The sequence below is a fragment of the Enterococcus hirae ATCC 9790 genome (genome assembly GCF_000271405.2).
GTDB lineage: Bacteria > Bacillota > Bacilli > Lactobacillales > Enterococcaceae > Enterococcus_B > Enterococcus_B hirae.
Genome location: NC_018081.1, coordinates 1,708,121 through 1,729,554 on the forward strand (window position 1 = coordinate 1,708,121; position 21,434 = coordinate 1,729,554).

Consider the following 21,434-nt stretch of genomic DNA (forward strand, 5'->3'; position numbering starts at 1 on the left):
CGTTATGACAAAAGAAATTATCTCATCAAAAGATCTTCACTTATATTATGGAAAAAAAGAAGCGTTAAAAGGAATCGATCTAAGCTTCAATCAAGGCGAAATCACAGCGATGATTGGTCCTTCTGGCTGTGGTAAATCAACTTATCTACGCTCATTGAATCGAATGAATGATTTGATACCGAGTGTGACGATCACTGGAAGTGTCCTGTATAAAGGAAAAGATATCTATGGCCCTAAAACGGACATTGTTGAATTGCGTAAAGAAATTGGAATGGTCTTCCAACAACCAAATCCTTTTCCCTTTTCGATTTACGAAAATGTGATCTATGGGTTAAAACTAAAAGGCGAAAAAGATAAAAAAGTCCTTGATCAAGTAGTCGAAGAAAGTTTAAAGGCTGCATCTGTGTGGGATGATGTCAAAGACAAACTGCATAAAAGTGCCTTATCCTTATCAGGTGGTCAACAACAACGGGTATGCATTGCAAGAGTGTTAGCCGTCAATCCAGAAATTATTTTGTTAGATGAGCCAACTAGTGCGCTTGATCCTGTTTCTACTGGGAAAATCGAAAGCATGCTCTTGGAATTAAAGGAAAGATATACTATGATTATAGTTACGCATAATATGTCACAAGCTTCACGGATTTCTGATAAAACAGCCTTTTTCTTAGATGGGAATTTAATTGAGTTCAATGATACGAAAAAAATCTTTATGACTCCAGAAAAACAAGAAACGGAAGACTATATCTCAGGGCGATTTGGATAAGGAGGAAACGAAATGTTACGTACACAGTTTGAAGAAGAACTACTTAACCTTCATAATCAATTTTATGAGATGGGGATGATGGTAAGTAGTGCAGTGCATAAATCAGTTCGTTCTTATATCAAACATGATAAAGCACTTGCTCAAGAAGTGATCGAAAATGATATTAAAATCAACGACATGGAAACACGTTTAGAGAAAAAAAGTTTTGAAATGATTGCTTTGCAACAACCAGTGACTACAGACTTACGGATGATTATTACCGTGATGAAAGCTAGTTCTGATTTGGAACGAATGGCAGATCATGCGGTTTCAGTTGCCAAATCAACGATCCGTGTGAAAGGTCAAACCAGAATCCCAGAGATCGAAAAAGAAATCTCTGATATGTCTGATTATGTCAAAAAAATGGTGGACAATGTGTTGGTTGCTTACGTCAAAACGGATGAAAAAGATGCTCGAACGATCGCAAATATGGATCAACGGGTCAATGATTATTTCAATCGCATCTACAATGCAACGATCAAAAATATGCAGTCTGATCCAGAAACAGTCATCAGTGGGACAGATTATCTAAATGTTGCCAGCTACTTAGAACGGATTGGCGATTATGTAACGAATATTTGTGAATGGATCGTGTATCTAGCTACAGGAAAAATCACCGAATTAAACTCAAATCATAACGAAATTTTCTAACTCTTGAAGATTGGAAAGTAACGATCAACGTGTGAGTTATAAGAAATAAGCCGAAAAATTCCAAAATAGGAAATATCCTAGGAATTCTTCGGTTTTTTTGTAACTTGAAGACTTAGAGTGAATATTGCTGACTTCTCTGAGAGAAAAAGGTCAAGACTAATTGTCATTTGTATAATCGAAATTCAGCGACTAGTCTTTGTTTTTTCAACTCGTTCAATTATAATAAGAGCATAGAGATGAAAAGGAGTGAAAGAAGATGAAATTTGTTGAGCAAGATTTTGCTTATTATGAGCGGACAATCAAAAGAATGTATCAAAGTTATTATTGAAAGCGAATTCTAATCTTAGCATTCGTACTCGTGATTGTTCTGGCTTATACAGGCATCTTTCAGGAACATTTGCTTTATAATGTTTTACTGATGATAATCATTGCTGGGGGAGGTATTTATCTTTATCTGCAAAAACAAAAATTTCCAGAGGTCTATCAAAAATATCTAGAGATAAATCAACCAGAAGCAAAAATCGTTAAGATCCAAGAAGCAGAGTATAGCTATAATGATCTTGAAGACAAGAGTGTCAGGATTAACAAAACTGGTATGCGTAATTTGCCGTCAAGGAATAAACAGTATACATTGATGGTTGGATTCTCCAAGTCCTTTTTTCCGCGTGAACCACTTCAAATTGTTTATTATGATATGCTTGAACTAACCTATGAAGAAAAGTTTCGTTTGAAGCGAAACGGCTATCATTCAATGCCACGTTTTTTGCGTCGGTTTACATTTAGTAATTTAAAAGAAAGTATTGGTAATATGGGACGTTTTATTGTCGGAAATATATTTTTACTAGTTATCCTGTTTCGTGTTATACGCTATTTATGGTCATTTATCCAATTGCTTTTTTAATATCCATAATATTCATACATAATTCATAAAAAAATAGAAAACAATATTTCTTGCCATAAAAAGGGAAAGAAATATTGTTTTTAAAGCATTATTGGCTGGTTCAATGGGAAGTAAATCGTTCAGTAACTCAAGTTGGAGAAAAAGTTACAACTTAAGTCCTATGACTTTTTCTTCCATTCCGTGCATAATATGAATGTAAGGAAAAGCTTGCAAACTATATTTGCTTAAGGAGGCAATTTCCATGAAAGAAAGAGAACGTATTTTAGACTTAGTTAAAAAAGGGATCCTTTCCACTGAAGAGGGCTTAGATTTATTAGAAAGCATGGCAACTGAGAAAGATGAAAAGCAAATCGCAAAAGAAGCAGATAAAGTAACTGCTAGTCATAAAGAAAAAGATCAAGCAACTCAATTGATCGATGAATTGGAAAATGGCACATCAGAAGAAATCCATTTTAATGCCGATCCAAAACAAAATGAAAAAGAAGATCAAGAAAATTTGGAACGTATCTTAGATGAGTTAGCAACACAAGCAAATCAAACGTCGGCTCATTTAGACGAAGTGAATGAAAAGTTAGCACAAAATAAAGCGGCACGCAATGACAAACAGGAAACATTGATGCAGCTGAATACCAAAGAAGAATTGGATGAACTAACAGAAGATGAGCTTCTCCAAAGAAAGACTCTTGAATCTGAGATCAAGGAATTAGAAGCTGCGAGTGAACAATTAACAGAAGAACAATTGAAACTAGAAGCAGAATTAAAAGATATTCGCAAAAACCAATGGACAGAAAAGAAAGAAACAATTGCTGATAAATTTGAGTTACCAGATGACTGGAAAGAACAAGCCAACGATACATTGAACCAAGTTGGAGAAAAAATGTCTGAAGCTGGTTCTCAGCTAGGCAAGTTTTTGCGGAAGACATTCCAAACGGTATCGGAAACAGTTAATGAAAACATGGAATGGAAAGATGTCAATCTCCGTGTACCAGGTATCGCAACGACAAAATTTGAACACGAATTTTATTATGAAGCACCTGCAGCAAGTATTCTTGATATCAAAGCTGCAAACGGAAATGTCACATTGAAAACTTGGGAAAGTGAAGATGTGAAAGTTGAAGCTAAAATCAAATTATACGGTAAAATGAATGCAGAACCATTCGAGGCATTCTTAGAACGTAGTCAAATTGAAGTCAATGATGAGCATGTCTCATTCCAAATTCCAAATAAACGTGTACGTGCGGATCTAGTCTTTTATTTACCAAAACGAGTATATGACCATACAGCAATCAAATTGTTAAATGGGAATATTACGATTAACGACTTAGAAGGTAAAGATGTGTACACCAAATCGACAAATGGAAATATCGTCATTCAAAAATTACAAGCAACCATGCTTGAAATTGAAGGCGTTAATGGGAATATCGATGTTCAATCAGGTGCAATCTTAGATTCGATCATCGAAACAGTGAATGGTACGGTCACTGTAGGAACAACCCCTGAAAATCTTTCCGTTTCTCTCGTTAATGGGGATGTACGGTTGACAATGAAAGAAGAACATTTGAAAAAAATTGAAGCAAGTTCAGTCAATGGCAATGTCAAAGTAGCTTTACCAACAGGAATTGGCATGGAAGGTAATGCGAAAACAAGTTTAGGCAGCATCAACAGCCGCCTGACTGATTATGAAGTAATCCGTGAAAAAAAAGAACGGACCAATCAATTACTACAGTTCCGTCGTCTCTCTGAAAATGAAGTAGCTAGAATCCAATTATCGACTACGACTGGTAGTATTTATTTAAAAGATACGGATCAATAAAGTAATCAACCGGTGAGTTAGCTTATTCTAACAATCGAAAGCAGGATTGATAAGTGGGATGTACGTTCACTATTAAACGATGATACTTGGTCATTCGTTCCTTTAACGAGGAAAAGCAAAAATCTTTGGAGAAAAAGTGTAGTGAGAATGAACAGTTTATCTATTGTCACACTCTTTTTCTTCCATTAAAATGAATAGAACAGAGGTGAAAGTAAAATGAAAAGAAAATTGACAAAATCAAATAAAAATATTGTTTTGACTGGTACATTAGCTGGGATTGCAGAATATCTTGGAATTGATCCAACGGTAGTTCGTGTGATCTATGTATTCCTAAGCTTAGTGGCATTTGGAAGTCCAGTTATCTTATATATTTTATTGGCTTTGCTCATCCCTTCTGGACGAAACAAACAGACTCGTTATGGGCATGAAAACCAATATTATCAAAATAATAATTATCATCATGAACAAACAAAAAAACGTAAAGAGGCGGAAAAGGTCAATGATGACGAATGGAGTGACTTCTAATGTCTTATCTTCAGCGCCTCATCGTGAATACGTTGACGTTCATCTCTCTGGCAGTGATTTTTCCGACGATGATTTATGTAGATAGTATTTGGACAGCTATTTTAGCAAGTTTCGTATTGTCCATCTTGAATATGTTCATTAAACCTATTCTAACAATTTTATCACTACCATTCACTTTAGTGACACTGGGCTTGTTCACATTTGTCATCAATGCGGCAATCTTGAAGATGACTTCCTTTTTTGTTGGAGCATCTAATTTTAATTTTGCTTCCTTTGGTTCAGCTTTTTTGATTGCTGTGATCATGTCAGTGGTGAATATGATTGTCAGTGAACACAATAGTAGAAGGTAAACGTGAACAATCGATAATGACTAAAAGGGTACATCCATGGGAAATGTCTTAAATTCCTTGGTTGTACCTTTTTGCTTTGTTTTATAAAAAAAGTGAATTTAAAATAAAAACGTTTTTTTATTTGGTAGTACTTTTTGTCAGACAATGATAAAATGGGAAGGAACACTCTAATAGAAATGAGGTAGCACGAATGGCAGAAGTTGTAAAAGTAAGCCAATTAGTAGAAAAATTATCATTAGAAATAGTGACTGGTGATGAAAAGAGTTTGGAGCGTGTTATCGTAACTGGTGACATCTCAAGACCTGGTTTAGAATTGACCGGTTATTTTAATTATTATTCACATGATCGTTTACAATTATTTGGGAGCAAAGAGATTAGCTTTGCTGAACGGATGATGCCGGAAGAAAGACTGATGATCATGAGAAGATTGTGCAGTGAGGATATGCCAGCATTCATTATTTCTCGGGGGCTTCCAGCTTCTGAAGAAATGATTCAAGCAGCCAACGAATACGGTATGGCTGTCTTACGTTCACCAATCTCCACATCACGTTTGCTTGGAGAATTATCTAGTTATTTAGATGGTCGTTTAGCTCCTAGAACGAGCGTTCATGGTGTGCTAGTCGATGTTTATGGGTTAGGTGTACTCATTCAAGGGGATAGCGGAATTGGTAAGAGTGAAACCGCATTAGAATTAATCAAACGTGGTCATCGCCTGATTGCTGATGACCGAGTAGATGTTTATCAACAAGATGAACTGACAGTCATTGGTGAACCACCAAAAATCTTAGAACACTTGATAGAGATCAGAGGGATCGGAATCATTGATGTCATGAACTTGTTTGGAGCAAGTGCTGTCCGTGGTTCAATGCAAGTGCAGTTAGCCGTTTATTTAGAAGCCTGGGCGAAGGACAAAAAATATGATCGACTAGGTTCTGAAGATACTTCTGTGGAAATTGCAGAAGTGGGGATTCCACAAATAAAAATACCTGTCAAAACTGGACGAAACGTGGCCATCATCATCGAAGTCGCAGCAATGAATTTCCGAGCAAAAACGATGGGATTTGATGCAACAAAAACGTTTGAAGAAAGATTAAGTCGTCTGATCGAAGAAAATTCAGGGGCACAATAGCAAGGAGTGGAAACATGATAGCGCAAATCGATCGGGTAGCGTTCAATCTTTTAGGAATACCAATCTATTGGTATGCTTTGATCATTGTATCGGGAATAATTATTGCCATGTGGCTAAGTAGCCGTGAAGCCGTACGTGTTGGCTTAAAATCTGAGGATATCACTGATTTTATGTTGTGGGGATTGCCACTTTCAATTATTGGGGCACGGTTGTACTATATTTTATTTGATTTACCACAATATATAGCTGATCCTATTCAAATATTCAATATCCGTTCTGGCGGGTTAGCTATTTATGGTGGATTGATCGCAGGTGCCATTACTTTATATTTCTTTACCAAATACCACTTTATTTCCATGTGGACATTTTTAGATATTGCCGCACCAAGTGTCCTACTCGCTCAAGCAATTGGGCGTTGGGGAAATTTTATGAATCATGAAGCTTATGGCCCTGTCACGACGAGAATCTTTTTAGAAAATCTTCATATCCCAAGATTCATAATTGATAATATGTACATTGAAGGTTTTTATCGTCAACCTACCTTTTTATATGAATCCGTTTGGAGTTTGATTGGCTTTATCCTACTCCTATTTTTAAGAAACAAAAAGCATTTACTGAAAAAAGGAGAAGTTTTACTTGTTTATGTGATGTGGTACAGCTTCGGGCGCTTTTTTATCGAAGGATTACGGACAGATAGTTTATACTTCTTAGGTGTTATTCGTATCTCCCAATTGTTGTCAGCCTTTTTATTCGTTGGAACAATTATTCTGTTTATCTGGCGTAGAAAAAAAGGAAATCTACCAGATTACGATCGCACTTTTGGTAAAAATCAAATGATTATCTAATTTACAGAGCTAAAAAAATGAAAAAAATAGCAGGAGTGGTAAAATGAAATATAGGGTGGCAGTCTTAGGAGCTGGCTCATGGGGGACAGCTCTTGCGCAAGTTCTTGCTGAAAATGGACATGATGTTCGCCTATGGGGACATCGTCAATCGCAAATAGACGAGATCAACCAACAACACACCAATCAAAAATATTTACCCGACTATCATTTGTCAATGTCAATCCGTGGTTTTAGTGAGTTGGAACAGGCAGTTCAAGATATTGATGCCTTGTTATTCGTGATTCCGACACGAGCCATTCGCTCTGTAGCACAAGAGGTGGTCACTAAATTGAATACCAAGCCTGTAATCATCCATGCAAGCAAGGGTCTAGAACAGGAAACACACAAACGGATCTCAGAAATTCTTTTAGAAGAGATCCCGAGTGACAAACGTCAATCCATTGCTGTTTTATCTGGTCCGAGTCACGCAGAAGAAGTAGCAAATCATGACATTACTACGATCACAGCTGCTAGCACAGATCAAAAAACAGCTTCCTTTGTCCAAAAGTTATTCATGAATCATTATTTTAGGATTTATACCAACCCTGATGTGATTGGGGTTGAAATGGGGGCTGCATTGAAAAATATTATTGCTCTTGGTGCAGGAGCAATCCACGGATTAGGTTTCGGGGATAATGCAAAAGCTGCTATTATGACTAGAGGTTTAGCTGAAATCAGTCGTTTAGGTGTTGCCATGGGTGCCAACCCATTGACTTTTATTGGTCTTAGTGGTGTGGGCGATTTGATCGTTACTTGTACTAGTATCCATTCGCGAAATTGGCGAGCGGGCAATTTGTTAGGTAAAGGGCATGAACTGTCAGAAGTATTGGAAAATATGGGGATGGTTGTGGAAGGTGTCCATACGACAAAAGCCGCAAAAGAACTTGCTCAGCAAGTAGGTGTAGACATGCCAATCACTCAAACAATTTATGAAGTACTTTATGAAAATAAAAATGTACAAATTGCGGCAAGAGAAATCATGTTGCGAGATGGAAAAAAAGAAAATGAATTTTCACGATTAATTTTTTAGAGGAGAGATGACAAATGAAAGTAAAAAAGGCAGTTATTCCAGCAGCAGGTTTAGGAACAAGATTTTTACCTGCAACAAAAGCGATGGCAAAAGAAATGCTTCCAATCGTTGACAAACCAACGATTCAATTTATCGTAGAAGAAGCACTTAAATCAGGGATCGAAGACATTTTGATCGTCACTGGGAAAGCAAAACGACCAATCGAAGACCATTTTGATTCAAATATCGAGTTAGAAACGAATTTGAGTGAAAAAGGGAAAACAGAATTATTGAAGTTGGTTGAAGAAACAACTGATGTAAATCTACACTTCATTCGTCAATCTCATCCAAAAGGGTTAGGACATGCTGTATTACAAGCCCGTGCTTTTATCGGTAATGAACCTTTTGTTGTGATGTTAGGTGATGATATCATGGAAGATGAAGTACCTTTGACACAACAATTGATTGATGACTATGAGCGGACACATGCATCAACAATCGCAGTGATGGAAGTGCCACAAAAAGATACGTCTAAATACGGAATTATTAATCCTGGTGAAGAATTAGAAGAAGGATTGTTCAATGTTAAAAACTTCGTTGAAAAACCAGACCCAAGTAAAGCACCAAGTAATTTAGCTATTATTGGACGCTATTTATTAACTCCTGAAATCTTTGATGTTTTGGCAGAACAACAACCAGGTGCTGGGAATGAAATCCAACTGACAGATGCGATTGATACATTGAATAAAACACAACGAGTATTTGCTCGTAACTTTACAGGCAAACGCTATGATGTTGGTGACAAGTTTGGTTTCATGAAAACCAGTATCGAATACGGCTTGACTCATCCAGAAGTCGGCGAACCATTAAAAGAATATATCAAAGAGCTAGGGAAACAATTAGAAGCTGATCAAACGATGGTACCAAAAAAAGACAACAAAAAAATTGAATCAAAAGATGAGCTGAAAAAATAAATTTTTTAGCAATGAAAGCTTCAACTGCTCTTATCCAAAAAAAGTAGTTGAAGCTTTGCTATTTTTTATTTGTTTAAAAAATGCGAAAATGCTATGCTTATAGAAAGAGTATCAGAAGGGAGTTCGAGTATGACAGGCGGAGAAATTGCTGGGCTGATTGCGGCCATCGCATTTGCAGTCCTCGTTGTTTTTATCATAAGAGTATTGTTACAATTATCAAAAACATTAGAAAAAGTGGATCAAACAGTGGCAGAAGCAAATACGACGATTGAAGTCGTCACCAAAGATGTCGATCTTTTGTCAAGGCAGGTGGAAGGTTTACTAGTCAAAAGTAATGAATTGCTTTTAGACATCAATGGGAAAGTAGAAACGATTGATCCATTATTTACAGCTATCGCAGATTTAAGTGAAAGCGTGTCAGAATTGAATACATCAAGTAAAAATATCGTAACCAAAGTTGGTGGGATTGGGCGTACAACAGCTAAAGCTACCGTGGCTGGAAAAGTTGGTGGCACAGCTTTAAAGTTTTTCAAAAATAAAAAACATACAGAAAAGACTGGAGGAATTTAATTATGGCAAAAAAAGGTGGATTTTTACTAGGAGCAGTTATTGGTGGGACAGCAGCGGCAGTCGCAGCATTATTATTAGCACCAAAGTCAGGAAAAGAACTACGCGATGAACTTGCTGCACAAGCAGATGATTTAATTGATATGGCTTCAGACTACACGGATATGGCAAAAGAAAAATCAGCGACATTAACAGACATCGCAAAAGAAAAAGCGCAAGATCTATCCCAACAAGCTGGTGACTTAGCTGGTAGCGTGAAAAATAAAGTCAATCATTCTGCAAATGATGTCGAAGATGAGTCTGAAGACATTTTATTAACATTAAAAGAACAATCAGAAGATCTTTCTCATCGCTTCAAGAAATCAGCAGATGAGCTTAAAAAGCCAGTCGGACAAATGAATGAAACAGTTAAAGATGCATCTGAAGATATGATGATCAATGCGAAAGATGCTGCAGGTGAAGCTGGACAAACAGTCAAAGAAGGCATTGCTGAAGCAAAACCAGTCGTAAAAGATGCGCAAGCAATGGCAGATATGGCTAAAGAAGATGTCAAAGCTAAAAAAGAAGATTTAAAAGATACATTTACTGACAATGGAAAATAGCCAATTTCTATTTTTAGTAGGTAATTAATAGATACTTTTTCGATTTCAGTTAATCGAACGGAACAAGTGATGAATATCAAAGCTAGCAAAGTTTCCTAGCTTTGATATTTTTTTGTTTGATAATTGCTAGAATAATACATAATGTAAAGGTCTAATTTGCGTAATCACTTGATAGCATGCTTATTACCATGAGAGTGAAGACACTATAAAAGAACCAGAATGATCAGAAGAATTCGTATAATCTATTGGTAACCAGAGCTCTTTGGTATGAATGAGCCAACAACGATTAGTGAGGTTGAAGATAAGAAAAAAATGAGTCTAGGACTAACAGTCACCCTAGACTCATTAATAGATGTAGAAGTGATAAACGGCGTTCAAGAAGCAACTCCTCAACAATAAACGATAATTTTCTAAAATAAGAGAAGCTATTTTAAAAAATCATCGCTTATTCGTTCGGAGTTAACCGCTTCTTTCACGACCTTACTCAATAACCAATAATTCTTTTGGCGTAGTTGTAAATGGAATACAGCCGTCTTTTGTCACATAGACACAGTCTTCGATTCGAACACCTACTTGATCAGGGATATAGATTCCTGGTTCAAGTGAGAAGCACATGCCTTCTTCGATGACTAAATCATTTCCTGCTACAAGGGAAGGAAATTCATGGACAGTGGTTCCGATTCCGTGACCTAGACGATGATTGAAGTATTCGCCATAGCCATAGCTATTGATTACATTTCTTGCAATTTGATCTAGTTCGGCAGCCGTTACGCCGGGACGTACAGCTGCTTGGGCAGCTAATTGTGCCTCAAGTGTGATTTGATAAATTTTTTCCTGAAATTCAGTTGGTTTTTTATAGGCTACAGTTCGAGTAGCATCGCTGCAATAACCATCCCAAACAACACCTAAATCAAACAAAACAAGTTCATTAGGCGAAATTTTTGTGCTGCCTGGAGCACCGTGGGGGCTTGCTGCGTTTTTACCAGCTAAAACGAGCGTGTCAAACGACATTTGCGAAACACCTTGTTTTTTTAGTTGATATTCGATTTCTGCAATGATTGCTTGCTCAGTAACACCTTCTTTTACTGCCTTAAAGCCGATTTCAAAGGCAACATCTGCCCATTTACCAGCAGCAAGTAATTGGTCTTTTTCTTCCAACGTTTTGATTAATTGGAGACGTTGAATGATTGCTGTTAAATCAGTAAAGTTGTCAGAACCAGTTAGAACATCTGAAATGGCATCGAAACGATCAACGGTTAACGCATTTTTTTCGATTCCGATATTTCCAGGCTGACCATAACGGTGACGAATTTCTTTCCCAATGATTTCCCAAGGATTTTCGCTGTCTAAATAGCCACGAACATCAAAAGACCATGCACTGTTTTGTGCATCTTCAACTTCTAAAGCCGGAGTGAATAAAAAAGGATCCTGTTCAAGTGGGATAAATAGTGCTAAGACACGTTCATGGGGTTCACTTTCGTATCCTGAAAAATAAGCGATGTGTCCTGGATCACTAATATAGGCAAGATCCACTTGATTTTGAGCCATCCATTTACGTAATTCGTTGATTTTTACGTTATTCATTTTGGCATCCTTCTTTCTAATTTATTGAATTATTAGATAATTGTACCACTTAATGTTTCAAAGACCAACGTATAAAAGTGAAAAAATGAATTATTTTCATGAAAGCGGTAGTAAAACGGTTGCAATTTTGAGTATTATTTGTTATCCTGTTTTAGAAATGTAAAGCGTATTTTCAGAAAACATATAAAAATGAACAGGAGAGCAAGAATGGAAAAGCAAACAATTACTATTTATGATGTAGCGAGAGAGGCAAATGTTTCGATGGCTACTGTTTCACGTGTCGTTAACGGGAATCCGAATGTCAAACCTGCGACTAGAAAAAAAGTGTTAGAAGTCATTGATCGATTGGACTATCGTCCGAATGCTGTTGCACGTGGGCTAGCAAGTAAGAAGACAACGACAGTAGGGGTAATCATTCCAGATGTCAGCAATATGTTTTTTGCTTCTTTAGCACGTGGGATCGATGATGTTGCTACAATGTACAAATACAACATCATTTTAGCAAATTCAGACGGCAATGATCAAAAAGAAGTGAATGTATTAAATAACTTGTTAGCAAAACAAGTAGATGGCGTGATCTTCATGGGACATCATATCACTGATGAAATCCGTGGTGAGTTTTCTCGATCTAAGACTCCTGTAGTATTGGCTGGCTCAATTGACCCTGATGAACAAGTTGGAAGTGTGAATATCGATTACACTTCAGCAACTAAGGATGCTGTCAATAAATTAGCTAAGAATGGCAATAAAAAAATTGCCTTTGTCAGTGGGGCATTGATTGATCCAATCAATGGTCAAAATCGCTTGAAAGGATATAAAGAAGCACTTAAAGAAAATAATTTACCTTACAGCGAAGGTTTGATCTTTGAAGCAGAGTATAACTTTAAAGACGGATTAACCCTAGTTGATCGCATTCATAATAGTGGCGCAACAGCTGTTTATGTTTCAGATGATGAATTAGCTATCGGTATTTTAGATGGTCTTTTAGATAAGGGTGTGAAAGTACCGGAAGAATTTGAGATCATTACAAGTAATAACTCATTGTTAACAGAAGTTGCACGTCCACGCCTAACAAGTATCACACAACCATTGTATGATTTAGGTGCCGTTTCAATGCGTCTATTAACAAAAATGATGAATAAAGAAGAAGTTGAAGAAAAAACAATTATCTTACCTTATGGAATTGAAGAAAAAGGATCGACGAAATAATAAGTGATTAACACTCCACTAGATGATGCTAGTGGAGTGTTTTTAACCTCTAAAAAGATTCAGTGATTGAAATAAGTAAACATTCGTTGAAGCTTTTAGCTAGTTAACAAGAACAACTATTTATTTTTTTGTAAAAATTTGGACAAATTTTAGCTTTTTATTCCGTATAATGAAATGGAATCTCTATCAGAAGAGAAAATTTAAATTGTAAGGAGAAGTTATAAATGTCAGATTTTTATTTTGTGAAACTGCTTCCTGATGTTTACGATGAGTTAAAAACTTCAAAGTATAAAGACATAATATTAGAAAATTTAAATAGGACATATCTTGCATTGGAAAGAAATAGGAGAAATTGGTATATTCCTATTAAATCTTTTACAGAGAATGCTATTACAGATTTTGTATTTCCATTACCAGTAATGGAAGAGAAGTACAAGAACAATCGTCGCTGTACTCCAGGTTTTGTTTTTAATCATTCCTTATATCTTGATTCTTCACTGGTAATAGTAACTAAGGATCCGGGAATGGAATTATATCGTCCGTTTATAGAAGAAAATAAAGAAAAGATCATAGAAAAATTTTATTATTTTGTAAGTGTGGCACATCATATTAATGCACGTGTTAAGTGGGATAGCTCAATTGACTTATTTCCAGAAGGAGTTGAATATATACTAAATCTTAGGTTTAATGAGGGAATAGACGATAAAAGTATACAAAGCTTGAACAAACGGGGGGATAGGGAAGGGATTGAAACGTATCGAAAAAAACAACTTTCAACTTTTCTAGAAGAGGATAATTTTATTAAGTTTTTATCTGTTACAGCGCATCTTCCTTGGCAACACTCAAAAATAACCCAAAACCTGATCGCCCAAAAACCAGATGTCCAATTGGCTCTCGAGGCTCAGGAATGGAAGAAACTAGAAAAAAATTAAAACTGGGTCCAGAGGCACTTTATAGAGACCATACAGAAGTACGTTTCGACAAAGAAACAAAAAGTAAACTAACAGCCTCTTTTCTAGTACAGGTTTTCGATGTTAGTGAATTAGCGGAAAAGCAAGAAATACCCAGACCAGCATACTATGTAGGGAATCAAACAGTTGATTCATTTCTCTACCAAATTTTGTTCCAAAGTATTAACCAATTTAAAAATATGCCAATCGAGATTCAGTCAGGGATGAATGATAAACAAACATTGAGTAACTTTATGCGTTCAGCCATACATAAGACAAGAGGGACTAGTACCGATTATCCAGACCAATTAGAATATTTTAAATCAGAAGCGATTGGTTATATCTTAGCAAAACATATAGGTTTACATACGGAGAGTTATTCTTTTGAATATCTTTCTACTTTGAAAAAAAGTGAATTGTCTGACAGTAAAATCGATGCTATTTTAGTTAGCATTAGTAGGAAAGTAAGTCAAATATATGGACGGTTTAGAGACAATTTTAACGATATTTTGAAAAAAAGCATGGAAAATGATACAGTCATCCAATTTCAAAACAATCAATCTATTGAGTTATTAGATCCTGTCAACAAATGGAGAAAAAGACGTGAAGCTTCAAATGAACGTAATCAAAAAAGGGTTGACAGCATACGTTTGGAAGAAGAGAAACAAAAACAGCATGACCCACAAGTATGGATAGAAGTACAAACGAACAGTAGCGAAAGAACCAATTGGAATAAAGATGAAAGTAAAATGCAAAGTCCTGAAGAGCCAAATAGAGAAAACAATAGCGATTATTGTAGGGAAATCGAAAGTAAGCAAGCGATGACTGTCAAAGAAGGGGATAACCGGCAATCAGGTGACTTTAAAGGAAAAGACAAAGATGATGCAAGCCTACCTTTAGAAAAAGCTGAGCCCTCGATGAATATCGATGGAAATGACCAACAGTCAGATAACCTAAAGAAATCAAGTGAAACGAACCCGCTGTGGTTTGAAATTGGGGTATGGGAACCAGTCATATATGAAAAAGAAAAAAGCAAACCTTGCTACCAATGATCTAAATAGTTTTAACCCTAGCACCTTTAAAAGCTTGACTGCTCCTAAATTCAAAGAAGGAACCAGCCTATATTTAGAAAAAGCTGAGCCCTCAATGAATATCAATGGAAATGACCAACAGTCAGATAACCTAAAGAAATCAAGTGAAACGAACCCGCTGTGGTTTGAAATTGGGGTATGGGAACCAGTCACATATGAAAAAGAAAAAAGCAAACCTGCTACCAATGATCTAAATCAGTCTAAATATTCACCGACTACAGATAAAAATACTCATCAACAGCAAACAGTGGATCAAAAAAGGAATAAAGCAATGAACTTAGTCAAACAGCAAGAAAAAAAGCGTATGGGCGCTACTGAAAAATTAACAAGATAAAAACAGTCGCCATAATTGACGACTGTTTTTTAGGTCCTTTGTCAAATAATGTTGGTGCGTTTCATCAATATTATTTGACAAAGTCTGAGTTATTCTTTTTCTTTATCATTTTCTTTTTTTGCTGGATGCTCTCGAGCAAAGGCTGAAGCAGTTCCCCAATAGTTTTTATAGTTTTCATCCGTTCCACCGACACCAAACTTGAATGTTGATTTTTTTGGACCATTTTTTGCCCAAAGCGATTCAACTGTCTGACTTGGTGTTTCGATGGTTTTCTTATCAACAGTAACTTTACCAGGAAGTTGTCCTGTAAAGGATGCTACTTTTTTCTTGGAGACATCAGAAGATAATTCAAATTTATCCTTTGTCCCGAACATCGCTGGATTTGCTTGGTATACTTGATTAATGAGATTGGCTAAATAGCTAGAAGAACGTAATCGGGCTCTTGAGTCCATTCCAGTGTTGTCATCGTGACCTGCCCAACTACTGATCGTAATAGATGGCGTTGAAACAATCAGCCAAGAATCACGGTAGTCATTTGTTGAACCTGTTTTGCCGATCCAATCCGCTTGTCCCAGTTCATGATTTAAAGCAGTAATATCATCTTTAAAAGGTGTCGTGATTTTCGCAGTGATTACACTACGCATCATATCATTCATAATTGATGCTGTAGCTTCAGAATACACTCTTACAGGTTTTTCCTCATGTTTGTAGATGACTTTTCCTGAGTTATCAGTAATTGAATCAATCAAATAACCTTCTTGATAGACCCCGCCATTAGCTAAAGCTTGGAAGCCATTGGTTTGTTCCAAAGTCGTTACATCAACGGTTCCCAAAGGTGCAGACTCAACGCTCCAATTATCGTTGGTTGGATAATTCATTTTTGCCAAGTAATTTTCATAAGCATATTGTTTAGAACCACCATTTTCTAAAACATCCTGATATAAATGATAGGCAGGGATATTGTTAGACCATTCCAAAGACTCTCGAATCGTTTGGAAGGTATTAGAACCTTCATTCGTTGCATTGACGATTTTTTCTCCTGCGTTACTTCCTTCTTGCCAGGTAGTTGCGTAATCAGAAACACGTGATTCTGATCCTACGAGCCCCATATCGATGGCTGGACCATACACGAGTACTGGTTTAATCGAAGACCCAGCTTGTCTTTGGGTGTCAAAAGCATGATTATTTTGGTTTTGTAGATAATTTCTACCACCAACAAAACCATAGATACGACCAGTTTTATTATCCATCAAGACATTTCCTGTCTCAACTTGTGTGGCTTTGCCATCGTCTAATAGATGACCATAACTTTTTGCTGCTTCTTGCATTGCCGCATAAACATTTTTATCGATCGTTGAATGGATCGTATAACCTTTGTTTTGGATCGTTTGTTGTGCTTTTTGATAGTAGGCATCATAGACTGAACTATCAGATAAATCTGCATCATCTTTTTCAGCTAATTGTTTAGTGATGATCTCTGTGGCTTCACCCATAACGGTATAATATAGAAACTCACGATCACTTTGTTCAGCAATCTGTTGTGGTAAGAAATCTTTCGTGAGATCATAAGCTTTCGCTTCTTCATATTGTTGTTTTGTGATTTTATTTTCACGATACATGCTGAATAGAACCACATCTTTTCGATTCAATCCTGCTGAAAGGTCTTCTTTTAAACTCCCAGTATTTGTATAAGGACTATAAGTGATCGGACTTTGTGGCAAACCTGCGATAAAGGCAGCTTGTGGTAAGTTGACATCTTTGGCATTAACACCAAAGATTCCTTTCGCTGCTTCTTGTACACCAGCGATATTTTGTCCTTTATTGTTTCGACCAAATGGAGAAACATTTAGATACATAGAAATAATTTCATTTTTGGAAAAGTGTTTCTCGACTTGTGCTGCTAATAAAATTTCATTTGCTTTTCGCTTGAATGTTGTTTCATCAGTTAAGATTTGTTGTTTGACTAACTGTTGAGTCAACGTGGAACCACCGGAAGAACCGATACCAGTTGCTTCAGAAAATAAAGCACGCAAAACAGCTTTTGGTACATAGCCGTTATGTCGCTCAAAATACTCATCTTCAGTACTAATGATTGCAGTTTTCAATAAAGGCGAAATTTGATCTGAAGGAACGGCTGTCCGCATTAAATCAGTTTGGATCTTTGATATTTCAGAATTGTCAGCATAAACAAGTTTAGATGTTTCTGTAATGTTGCCAAGCTCTGATTGCAGGGTTGCTTTGGATGGTATTTCGGTATCTTCAACAAGATAGGCAAAATAACCAGCTCCGATACCAACACCAAGGGCTGCCAGTAGCAGAAGAAGGACGACGATAAAAGTAGTCAGTGATTGGAAGACACCAAAAGCGATGTTTAATCCCAACCATTTTTGCTTTTTCCTTCGATGTTGCTTTTTCCGAGTATCTTTACGTGGCAAAAGGGTTCACCTCAACTAATAGTTTTATTTCGCTAATTATAGCAAATAATGGAACAAAAAAACAGATATGGTGATTTTTATAAGGATTATTTCAACTTTCTTTTTCTGAATGATAGAGTGAACGAGAAACTTAAAGCACTAGACCGGTTTTCGAGTCGTAAACTTTCCTTTCCCTATATGTTCAGTTAAAATAGAAAAAGATTAGCTTATTTAGAGTGATTATCAATGAATGGAATATGGCTTGATAAGGATTTCGATCATTGACTCACTTTTTATGGAGAGGAAGAATTTTATGTTATTAGGGTCACACGTAAGCATGAGTGGGAAAAAAATGCTATTAGGGGCAGCAGAAGAAGCTGCAAGTTACGGTGCTTCAACCTTTATGATTTATACTGGAGCACCGCAAAATACTAGACGTAAAGCAATTGAAGACATGAATATCGAAGCGGGGAAAGCGTATATGAAGGAACATGGATTATCTGATATAGTGGTTCATGCACCTTATATTATTAATTTGGGAAATACGATTAAACCGGAGATGTTTCCTTTTGCGGTTCAATTTTTAAGAGAAGAGATCGTCCGAGCGGAGGCTTTAGGAGCAACACAGATCACTTTGCATCCAGGTGCCCATGTCGGTGCAGGTGCCGAAGCTGGTATCGCCAAAATCATTGAAGGATTGAATGAAGTTTTGACGAAAGAACAGACTGCACAAATTGCTTTAGAGACAATGGCTGGTAAAGGGACGGAAGTCGGTCGGACATTTGAAGAATTAGCGCAGATCATTGATGGCGTGACTTTGAATGAAAAATTGTCTGTGACATTTGATACTTGTCATACGAACGATGCAGGCTATGACGTGTGTCATGATTTTTCAGGTGTCATGACAGAATTTGATAAAGTAATCGGCTTGGATCGATTGAAAGTGTTACACATCAATGACTCGAAGAATCCTCAAGGGTCACATAAGGATCGTCATGCTAATATTGGTTTCGGGACGATCGGTTTTGATGCACTGAAAGAAATCGTACATGAACCGATGTTTTCAGATATTGCCAAAATCTTAGAAACCCCTTATGTAGGGAAAGAGAAAAAAACGGCCTATGCACCATATGGAAAAGAAATTGCTATGTTAAAAGAAAAACACTTTGATCCAGAAGCTTTCCCAGAATTATTAGCAGCAGTGAATGAATAAACAAATGAAACCTTAAAGTTTTGATTGTAGGATCTGTGCAAAAACTACATGATATTAGTAGTAAAAAACGTGATTCGTTTGCTTCACGAAGACATTTCAACAAATGGACATAAAAGTTGTTGAATGTAGTTATACGAATTAAAATAAGCCGAAGAATTTCCCTGAGTAACTATTTCGGGATTCTTTGGCTTATTTTTTAAAGTTGGACACTTAAGGAACAACTTTTTTATCATCTAATCTTTTTATTAGTTATTTTCTTGAACGGTTAGTTGTTGCAAACGTTCTGCGTATCTTTTGTTCCCTTTATACAAGTCGACGATCGTCCAACACAATAAGGCTAAGACAGCAAAGATAATCAAGTAGGCCACATTGTCTGCCCACATCAATTCATTGGTAGTTGCTTGATCACCAAAGAAACTTTCGATTTGTCCGGGTAATCCTCGTAAATTCAAGAATGTCAGACTGATTACGGAGATCCAGCCTAAAGATTTAACGAATAGATTATTTTTAAATTGTTTCCCCATCTCTACTTCACTATTTGTCATCATCAATAATGGAATCATTGAAAAAGGAAGCGCAAATGCAAGAAATACTTGAGATTCGTTCATCAAATGATTCAAAGCAGTATGTTCTTCGATCGTTCCTTTCGTGCTGGTAAAGAGGACACAGAGTAAAACAGGGATGACAGACAAGAGACGTGTGACCAAACGACGTAACCAAATCGGCATACGCATGTGGATAAAGCCTTCCATGATCACTTGTCCTGTCAGTGTTCCAGTAATCGTAGAATTTTGTCCAGAAGCTAAAAGTGCAACAGCAAATAATGTAGATAAAATGCCAGATTTTGCTACAGTGGTCAATACATCATTGCTCATAACAGAAGGATTAGACAATGCTTCGTAAAGCCCAAAAAATGATGGGTCTTGCACAGAACCATTTTTAAATACTGCAACGCCCATGATCAAAAGTAAAGCATTGACTAAAAAAGCCATAGTTAATTGAATATTAGAATCCCAAGTTGTAAAACGAACAGCTCGAGCGATATCGGTTGGGTCTTTCCGATCGATTTCTCTCGTTTGTGAGACTGCAGAATGGAGATACAAATTATGAGGCATGACAGTTGCGCCAATGATTCCTAATGCACCTGTCAATGGTGTTTCACCACCAATCATCGGTGAATCAGCAAACGTTTTGCTATTAGGAACAAAGCCAGCAAATAAATGTTTCCAGTCGGGATTTGACAAAGCCACTTGGTAGACAAAAACGAATAAAATGACAAAGATCAAACAAACGACGATGGCTTCAATTTTACGAAAGCCAATCTTAGTTAACATCAATAAAACAAAAACATCAAAAACAGTAATAAATACGGCAATTACTAATGGAATATCAAAAAGTAAATAAAGGGCAATGGCGGCCCCAATTACTTCTGCAATATCGGTTGCCATGATTGCCAATTCAGTTAACACCCACAAAATCACACCAAGTGTTTTACTTGTACGGGCTCGGATGGCTTGGGCTAAATCCATTTGACTAACGATGCCTAGTTTTGCTGCCATATATTGCAAAAGCATAGCGACTAAGCTGGATAAAAGAATGACTGACATCAGTAAATATTGAAAGTTTTGACCTCCTGTAATAGAAGTCGACCAGTTTCCTGGGTCCATATAACCTACCGCAACGAGTGCGCCAGGACCTGAATAAGCTAATAATGTTTTAAAAAAACTTTTCCCTTTAGGAACTTTGACTGTTCCGTTCACTTCAGCTAAAGATAAGCCGTTGGTGTGTTCAATCAATTTTTGTTTATGGAATTGATTACTCAAAAAAATCACCTCTCATTTTCTTCACGACACCATTCTACACCTGCATCAACAAAATTGAAAGCAATTTATTCGGTTTGCCTAAAAAAAATATATGGTTAAGCTTCTTTTTGGCGAAGTTATAGGAAATCAGTAAAATAAACTTTTTAGCCAAAACTAAAGAAAACGCCTTTCTTTTTTGGGAAAACTTTAGTAAAATAAGTCATTGAGAGCAATTCGGAAATAGAAAGGAGAGATTTATATGGTAAAAACAGGAATAGTCGTACTTATCGCAGTTATTGCTTTATTAATCGGCGCAATCGGTGGATTCTTTTTTGCGCGTAAATATATGAAAGATTATTTAGAAAAAAATCCTCCCGTTAATGAGGACATGTTACGATCAATGATGATGTCAATGGGGCAAAAACCATCTGAAAAGAAAATTCGTCAGATGATGCAACAAATGAAAAACCAAGGGAAAAATAAGGTTTTCATTGGACAAATCATAGCGGGCTGATTGATTTCAGCTCGCTTTTTTTGTTAGATGGATTTATGGAAGCGATTAAAAACAAGGTTGTGTAGTTAGTGAGAAAAATAAGTAACACTGACTAAATTTTCAAGAGAAAAAGAGGT

At 36.5% G+C, this 21,434-nt stretch carries 22 protein-coding genes; 19 read left to right on the plus strand and 3 right to left on the minus strand.

Annotated elements, in window-relative coordinates; genetic code table 11:
• Positions 1-4: 4 nt before the first annotated feature.
• From pstB to EHR_RS14610, 13 genes are all read left to right on the plus strand, one after another.
• Entirely contained in the window at positions 5-763 is a 759-nt protein-coding gene (pstB, locus tag EHR_RS08145; protein WP_010718562.1) for a phosphate ABC transporter ATP-binding protein PstB, read from the plus strand.
• Between the two features lie 12 nt (positions 764-775).
• Entirely contained in the window at positions 776-1,453 is a 678-nt protein-coding gene (phoU, locus tag EHR_RS08150; RefSeq protein ID WP_010718561.1) for a phosphate signaling complex protein PhoU, read from the plus strand.
• Between the two features lie 358 nt (positions 1,454-1,811).
• Positions 1,812-2,354, plus strand: coding sequence for a hypothetical protein (locus EHR_RS08155; RefSeq protein ID WP_014834518.1), 543 nt, complete (start codon positions 1,812-1,814; stop codon positions 2,352-2,354).
• Between the two features lie 241 nt (positions 2,355-2,595).
• On the plus strand, positions 2,596-4,167 hold the full coding sequence (gene liaX, locus EHR_RS08160) for a daptomycin-sensing surface protein LiaX (RefSeq protein WP_010737970.1): 1,572 nt from the start codon (positions 2,596-2,598) through the stop codon (positions 4,165-4,167).
• 216 nt (positions 4,168-4,383) lie between these two features.
• The gene (locus tag EHR_RS08165) at positions 4,384-4,692 is read left to right on the plus strand and encodes a PspC domain-containing protein (protein WP_010718558.1); all 309 of its coding nucleotides are present in this window, start codon (positions 4,384-4,386) and stop codon (positions 4,690-4,692) included.
• On the plus strand, positions 4,692-5,042 hold the full coding sequence (locus tag EHR_RS08170) for a phage holin family protein (protein WP_010737969.1): 351 nt from the start codon (positions 4,692-4,694) through the stop codon (positions 5,040-5,042). Before EHR_RS08165 ends, EHR_RS08170 begins: the two co-directional genes overlap by 1 nt.
• Before the next feature lie 190 nt (positions 5,043-5,232).
• Positions 5,233-6,171 carry an HPr(Ser) kinase/phosphatase gene (gene hprK, locus EHR_RS08175; protein WP_010718556.1) on the plus strand — a complete coding sequence of 313 codons (939 nt, stop codon included), beginning with the start codon at positions 5,233-5,235 and terminating at the stop codon, positions 6,169-6,171.
• 14 nt (positions 6,172-6,185) lie between these two features.
• The gene (gene lgt, locus EHR_RS08180; RefSeq protein WP_010737968.1) at positions 6,186-7,016 is read left to right on the plus strand and encodes a prolipoprotein diacylglyceryl transferase; all 831 of its coding nucleotides are present in this window, start codon (positions 6,186-6,188) and stop codon (positions 7,014-7,016) included.
• 43 nt (positions 7,017-7,059) lie between these two features.
• On the plus strand, positions 7,060-8,085 hold the full coding sequence (locus tag EHR_RS08185) for an NAD(P)H-dependent glycerol-3-phosphate dehydrogenase (RefSeq protein WP_010737967.1): 1,026 nt from the start codon (positions 7,060-7,062) through the stop codon (positions 8,083-8,085).
• Positions 8,086-8,099: 14 nt separating this feature from the next.
• Entirely contained in the window at positions 8,100-9,038 is a 939-nt protein-coding gene (gene galU / locus EHR_RS08190) for a UTP--glucose-1-phosphate uridylyltransferase GalU (RefSeq protein WP_010718553.1), read from the plus strand.
• A 129-nt stretch (positions 9,039-9,167) separates the two neighbouring features.
• Complete coding sequence (locus EHR_RS08195; protein WP_010718552.1) at positions 9,168-9,608, plus strand: DUF948 domain-containing protein; 441 nt, start codon at positions 9,168-9,170, stop codon at positions 9,606-9,608.
• 2 nt (positions 9,609-9,610) lie between these two features.
• The gene (locus tag EHR_RS08200) at positions 9,611-10,207 is read left to right on the plus strand and encodes a YtxH domain-containing protein (protein WP_010737966.1); all 597 of its coding nucleotides are present in this window, start codon (positions 9,611-9,613) and stop codon (positions 10,205-10,207) included.
• Positions 10,208-10,474: 267 nt separating this feature from the next.
• Positions 10,475-10,606, plus strand: a complete 132-nt coding sequence (locus EHR_RS14610) for a hypothetical protein (RefSeq protein ID WP_010718550.1) — start codon at positions 10,475-10,477, stop codon at positions 10,604-10,606.
• Positions 10,607-10,687: 81 nt separating this feature from the next.
• On the opposite strand, the gene EHR_RS08205 is transcribed toward EHR_RS14610, so the two are convergent.
• Positions 10,688-11,791 carry a M24 family metallopeptidase gene (locus EHR_RS08205; RefSeq protein ID WP_010737965.1) on the minus strand — a complete coding sequence of 368 codons (1,104 nt, stop codon included), beginning with the start codon at positions 11,789-11,791 and terminating at the stop codon, positions 10,688-10,690.
• A gap of 207 nt (positions 11,792-11,998) precedes the next feature.
• Between EHR_RS08205 and ccpA the strand changes: the two genes are divergently transcribed.
• From ccpA to EHR_RS08225, 4 genes are all read left to right on the plus strand, one after another.
• Positions 11,999-13,000, plus strand: coding sequence for a catabolite control protein A (gene ccpA / locus EHR_RS08210; protein WP_010718548.1), 1,002 nt, complete (start codon positions 11,999-12,001; stop codon positions 12,998-13,000).
• 224 nt (positions 13,001-13,224) lie between these two features.
• A complete protein-coding gene (locus tag EHR_RS08215) occupies positions 13,225-13,932 on the plus strand; it encodes a hypothetical protein (protein WP_014834519.1) in 708 nt (235 codons plus the stop codon).
• Entirely contained in the window at positions 13,908-15,002 is a 1,095-nt protein-coding gene (locus EHR_RS08220; RefSeq protein WP_042969931.1) for a protein kinase family protein, read from the plus strand. The genes EHR_RS08215 and EHR_RS08220 overlap by 25 nt, the downstream gene beginning before the upstream one ends.
• Positions 14,968-15,375: a hypothetical protein gene (locus EHR_RS08225; RefSeq protein WP_014834521.1), complete on the plus strand. Its 408-nt coding sequence runs from the start codon at positions 14,968-14,970 to the stop codon at positions 15,373-15,375. The genes EHR_RS08220 and EHR_RS08225 overlap by 35 nt, the downstream gene beginning before the upstream one ends.
• 89 nt (positions 15,376-15,464) lie before the next feature.
• On the opposite strand, the gene EHR_RS08230 is transcribed toward EHR_RS08225, so the two are convergent.
• Positions 15,465-17,810 carry a transglycosylase domain-containing protein gene (locus EHR_RS08230; RefSeq protein ID WP_010737963.1) on the minus strand — a complete coding sequence of 782 codons (2,346 nt, stop codon included), beginning with the start codon at positions 17,808-17,810 and terminating at the stop codon, positions 15,465-15,467.
• Between the two features lie 292 nt (positions 17,811-18,102).
• On the opposite strand from EHR_RS08230, the gene EHR_RS08235 reads away from it, so the two are divergent.
• Positions 18,103-19,002, plus strand: coding sequence for a deoxyribonuclease IV (locus EHR_RS08235; RefSeq protein WP_010737962.1), 900 nt, complete (start codon positions 18,103-18,105; stop codon positions 19,000-19,002).
• 245 nt (positions 19,003-19,247) lie between these two features.
• Here EHR_RS08235 and EHR_RS08240 read toward each other — a convergent pair whose 3' ends face one another.
• Positions 19,248-20,825, minus strand: a complete 1,578-nt coding sequence (locus tag EHR_RS08240) for an Nramp family divalent metal transporter (RefSeq protein WP_010718543.1) — start codon at positions 20,823-20,825, stop codon at positions 19,248-19,250.
• A 238-nt stretch (positions 20,826-21,063) separates the two neighbouring features.
• Between EHR_RS08240 and EHR_RS08245 the strand changes: the two genes are divergently transcribed.
• Complete coding sequence (locus EHR_RS08245) at positions 21,064-21,318, plus strand: YneF family protein (RefSeq protein ID WP_014834522.1); 255 nt, start codon at positions 21,064-21,066, stop codon at positions 21,316-21,318.
• Positions 21,319-21,434 lie beyond the last annotated feature (116 nt).

Bases quoted from the DNA above. Each gene is read 5' to 3' on its own strand.
- liaX (WP_010737970.1), top strand. From the start codon at position 2,596: ATGAAAGAAAGAGAACGTATTTTAGACTTAGTTAAAAAAGGGATCCTT.
- EHR_RS08205 (WP_010737965.1), bottom strand. From the start codon at position 11,791: ATGAATAACGTAAAAATCAACGAATTACGTAAATGGATGGCTCAAAAT.
- EHR_RS08195 (WP_010718552.1), top strand. From the start codon at position 9,168: ATGACAGGCGGAGAAATTGCTGGGCTGATTGCGGCCATCGCATTTGCA.
- EHR_RS08165 (WP_010718558.1), top strand. From the start codon at position 4,384: ATGAAAAGAAAATTGACAAAATCAAATAAAAATATTGTTTTGACTGGT.
- phoU (WP_010718561.1), top strand. From the start codon at position 776: ATGTTACGTACACAGTTTGAAGAAGAACTACTTAACCTTCATAATCAA.
- EHR_RS08200 (WP_010737966.1), top strand. From the start codon at position 9,611: ATGGCAAAAAAAGGTGGATTTTTACTAGGAGCAGTTATTGGTGGGACA.
- EHR_RS08215 (WP_014834519.1), top strand. From the start codon at position 13,225: ATGTCAGATTTTTATTTTGTGAAACTGCTTCCTGATGTTTACGATGAG.
- ccpA (WP_010718548.1), top strand. From the start codon at position 11,999: ATGGAAAAGCAAACAATTACTATTTATGATGTAGCGAGAGAGGCAAAT.
- EHR_RS08220 (WP_042969931.1), top strand. From the start codon at position 13,908: ATGGAAGAAACTAGAAAAAAATTAAAACTGGGTCCAGAGGCACTTTAT.
- lgt (WP_010737968.1), top strand. From the start codon at position 6,186: ATGATAGCGCAAATCGATCGGGTAGCGTTCAATCTTTTAGGAATACCA.
- EHR_RS08170 (WP_010737969.1), top strand. From the start codon at position 4,692: ATGTCTTATCTTCAGCGCCTCATCGTGAATACGTTGACGTTCATCTCT.
- EHR_RS14610 (WP_010718550.1), top strand. From the start codon at position 10,475: ATGAATGAGCCAACAACGATTAGTGAGGTTGAAGATAAGAAAAAAATG.
- EHR_RS08185 (WP_010737967.1), top strand. From the start codon at position 7,060: ATGAAATATAGGGTGGCAGTCTTAGGAGCTGGCTCATGGGGGACAGCT.
- EHR_RS08245 (WP_014834522.1), top strand. From the start codon at position 21,064: ATGGTAAAAACAGGAATAGTCGTACTTATCGCAGTTATTGCTTTATTA.
- hprK (WP_010718556.1), top strand. From the start codon at position 5,233: ATGGCAGAAGTTGTAAAAGTAAGCCAATTAGTAGAAAAATTATCATTA.
- galU (WP_010718553.1), top strand. From the start codon at position 8,100: ATGAAAGTAAAAAAGGCAGTTATTCCAGCAGCAGGTTTAGGAACAAGA.
- EHR_RS08225 (WP_014834521.1), top strand. From the start codon at position 14,968: ATGAAAAAGAAAAAAGCAAACCTTGCTACCAATGATCTAAATAGTTTT.
- EHR_RS08235 (WP_010737962.1), top strand. From the start codon at position 18,103: ATGTTATTAGGGTCACACGTAAGCATGAGTGGGAAAAAAATGCTATTA.
- pstB (WP_010718562.1), top strand. From the start codon at position 5: ATGACAAAAGAAATTATCTCATCAAAAGATCTTCACTTATATTATGGA.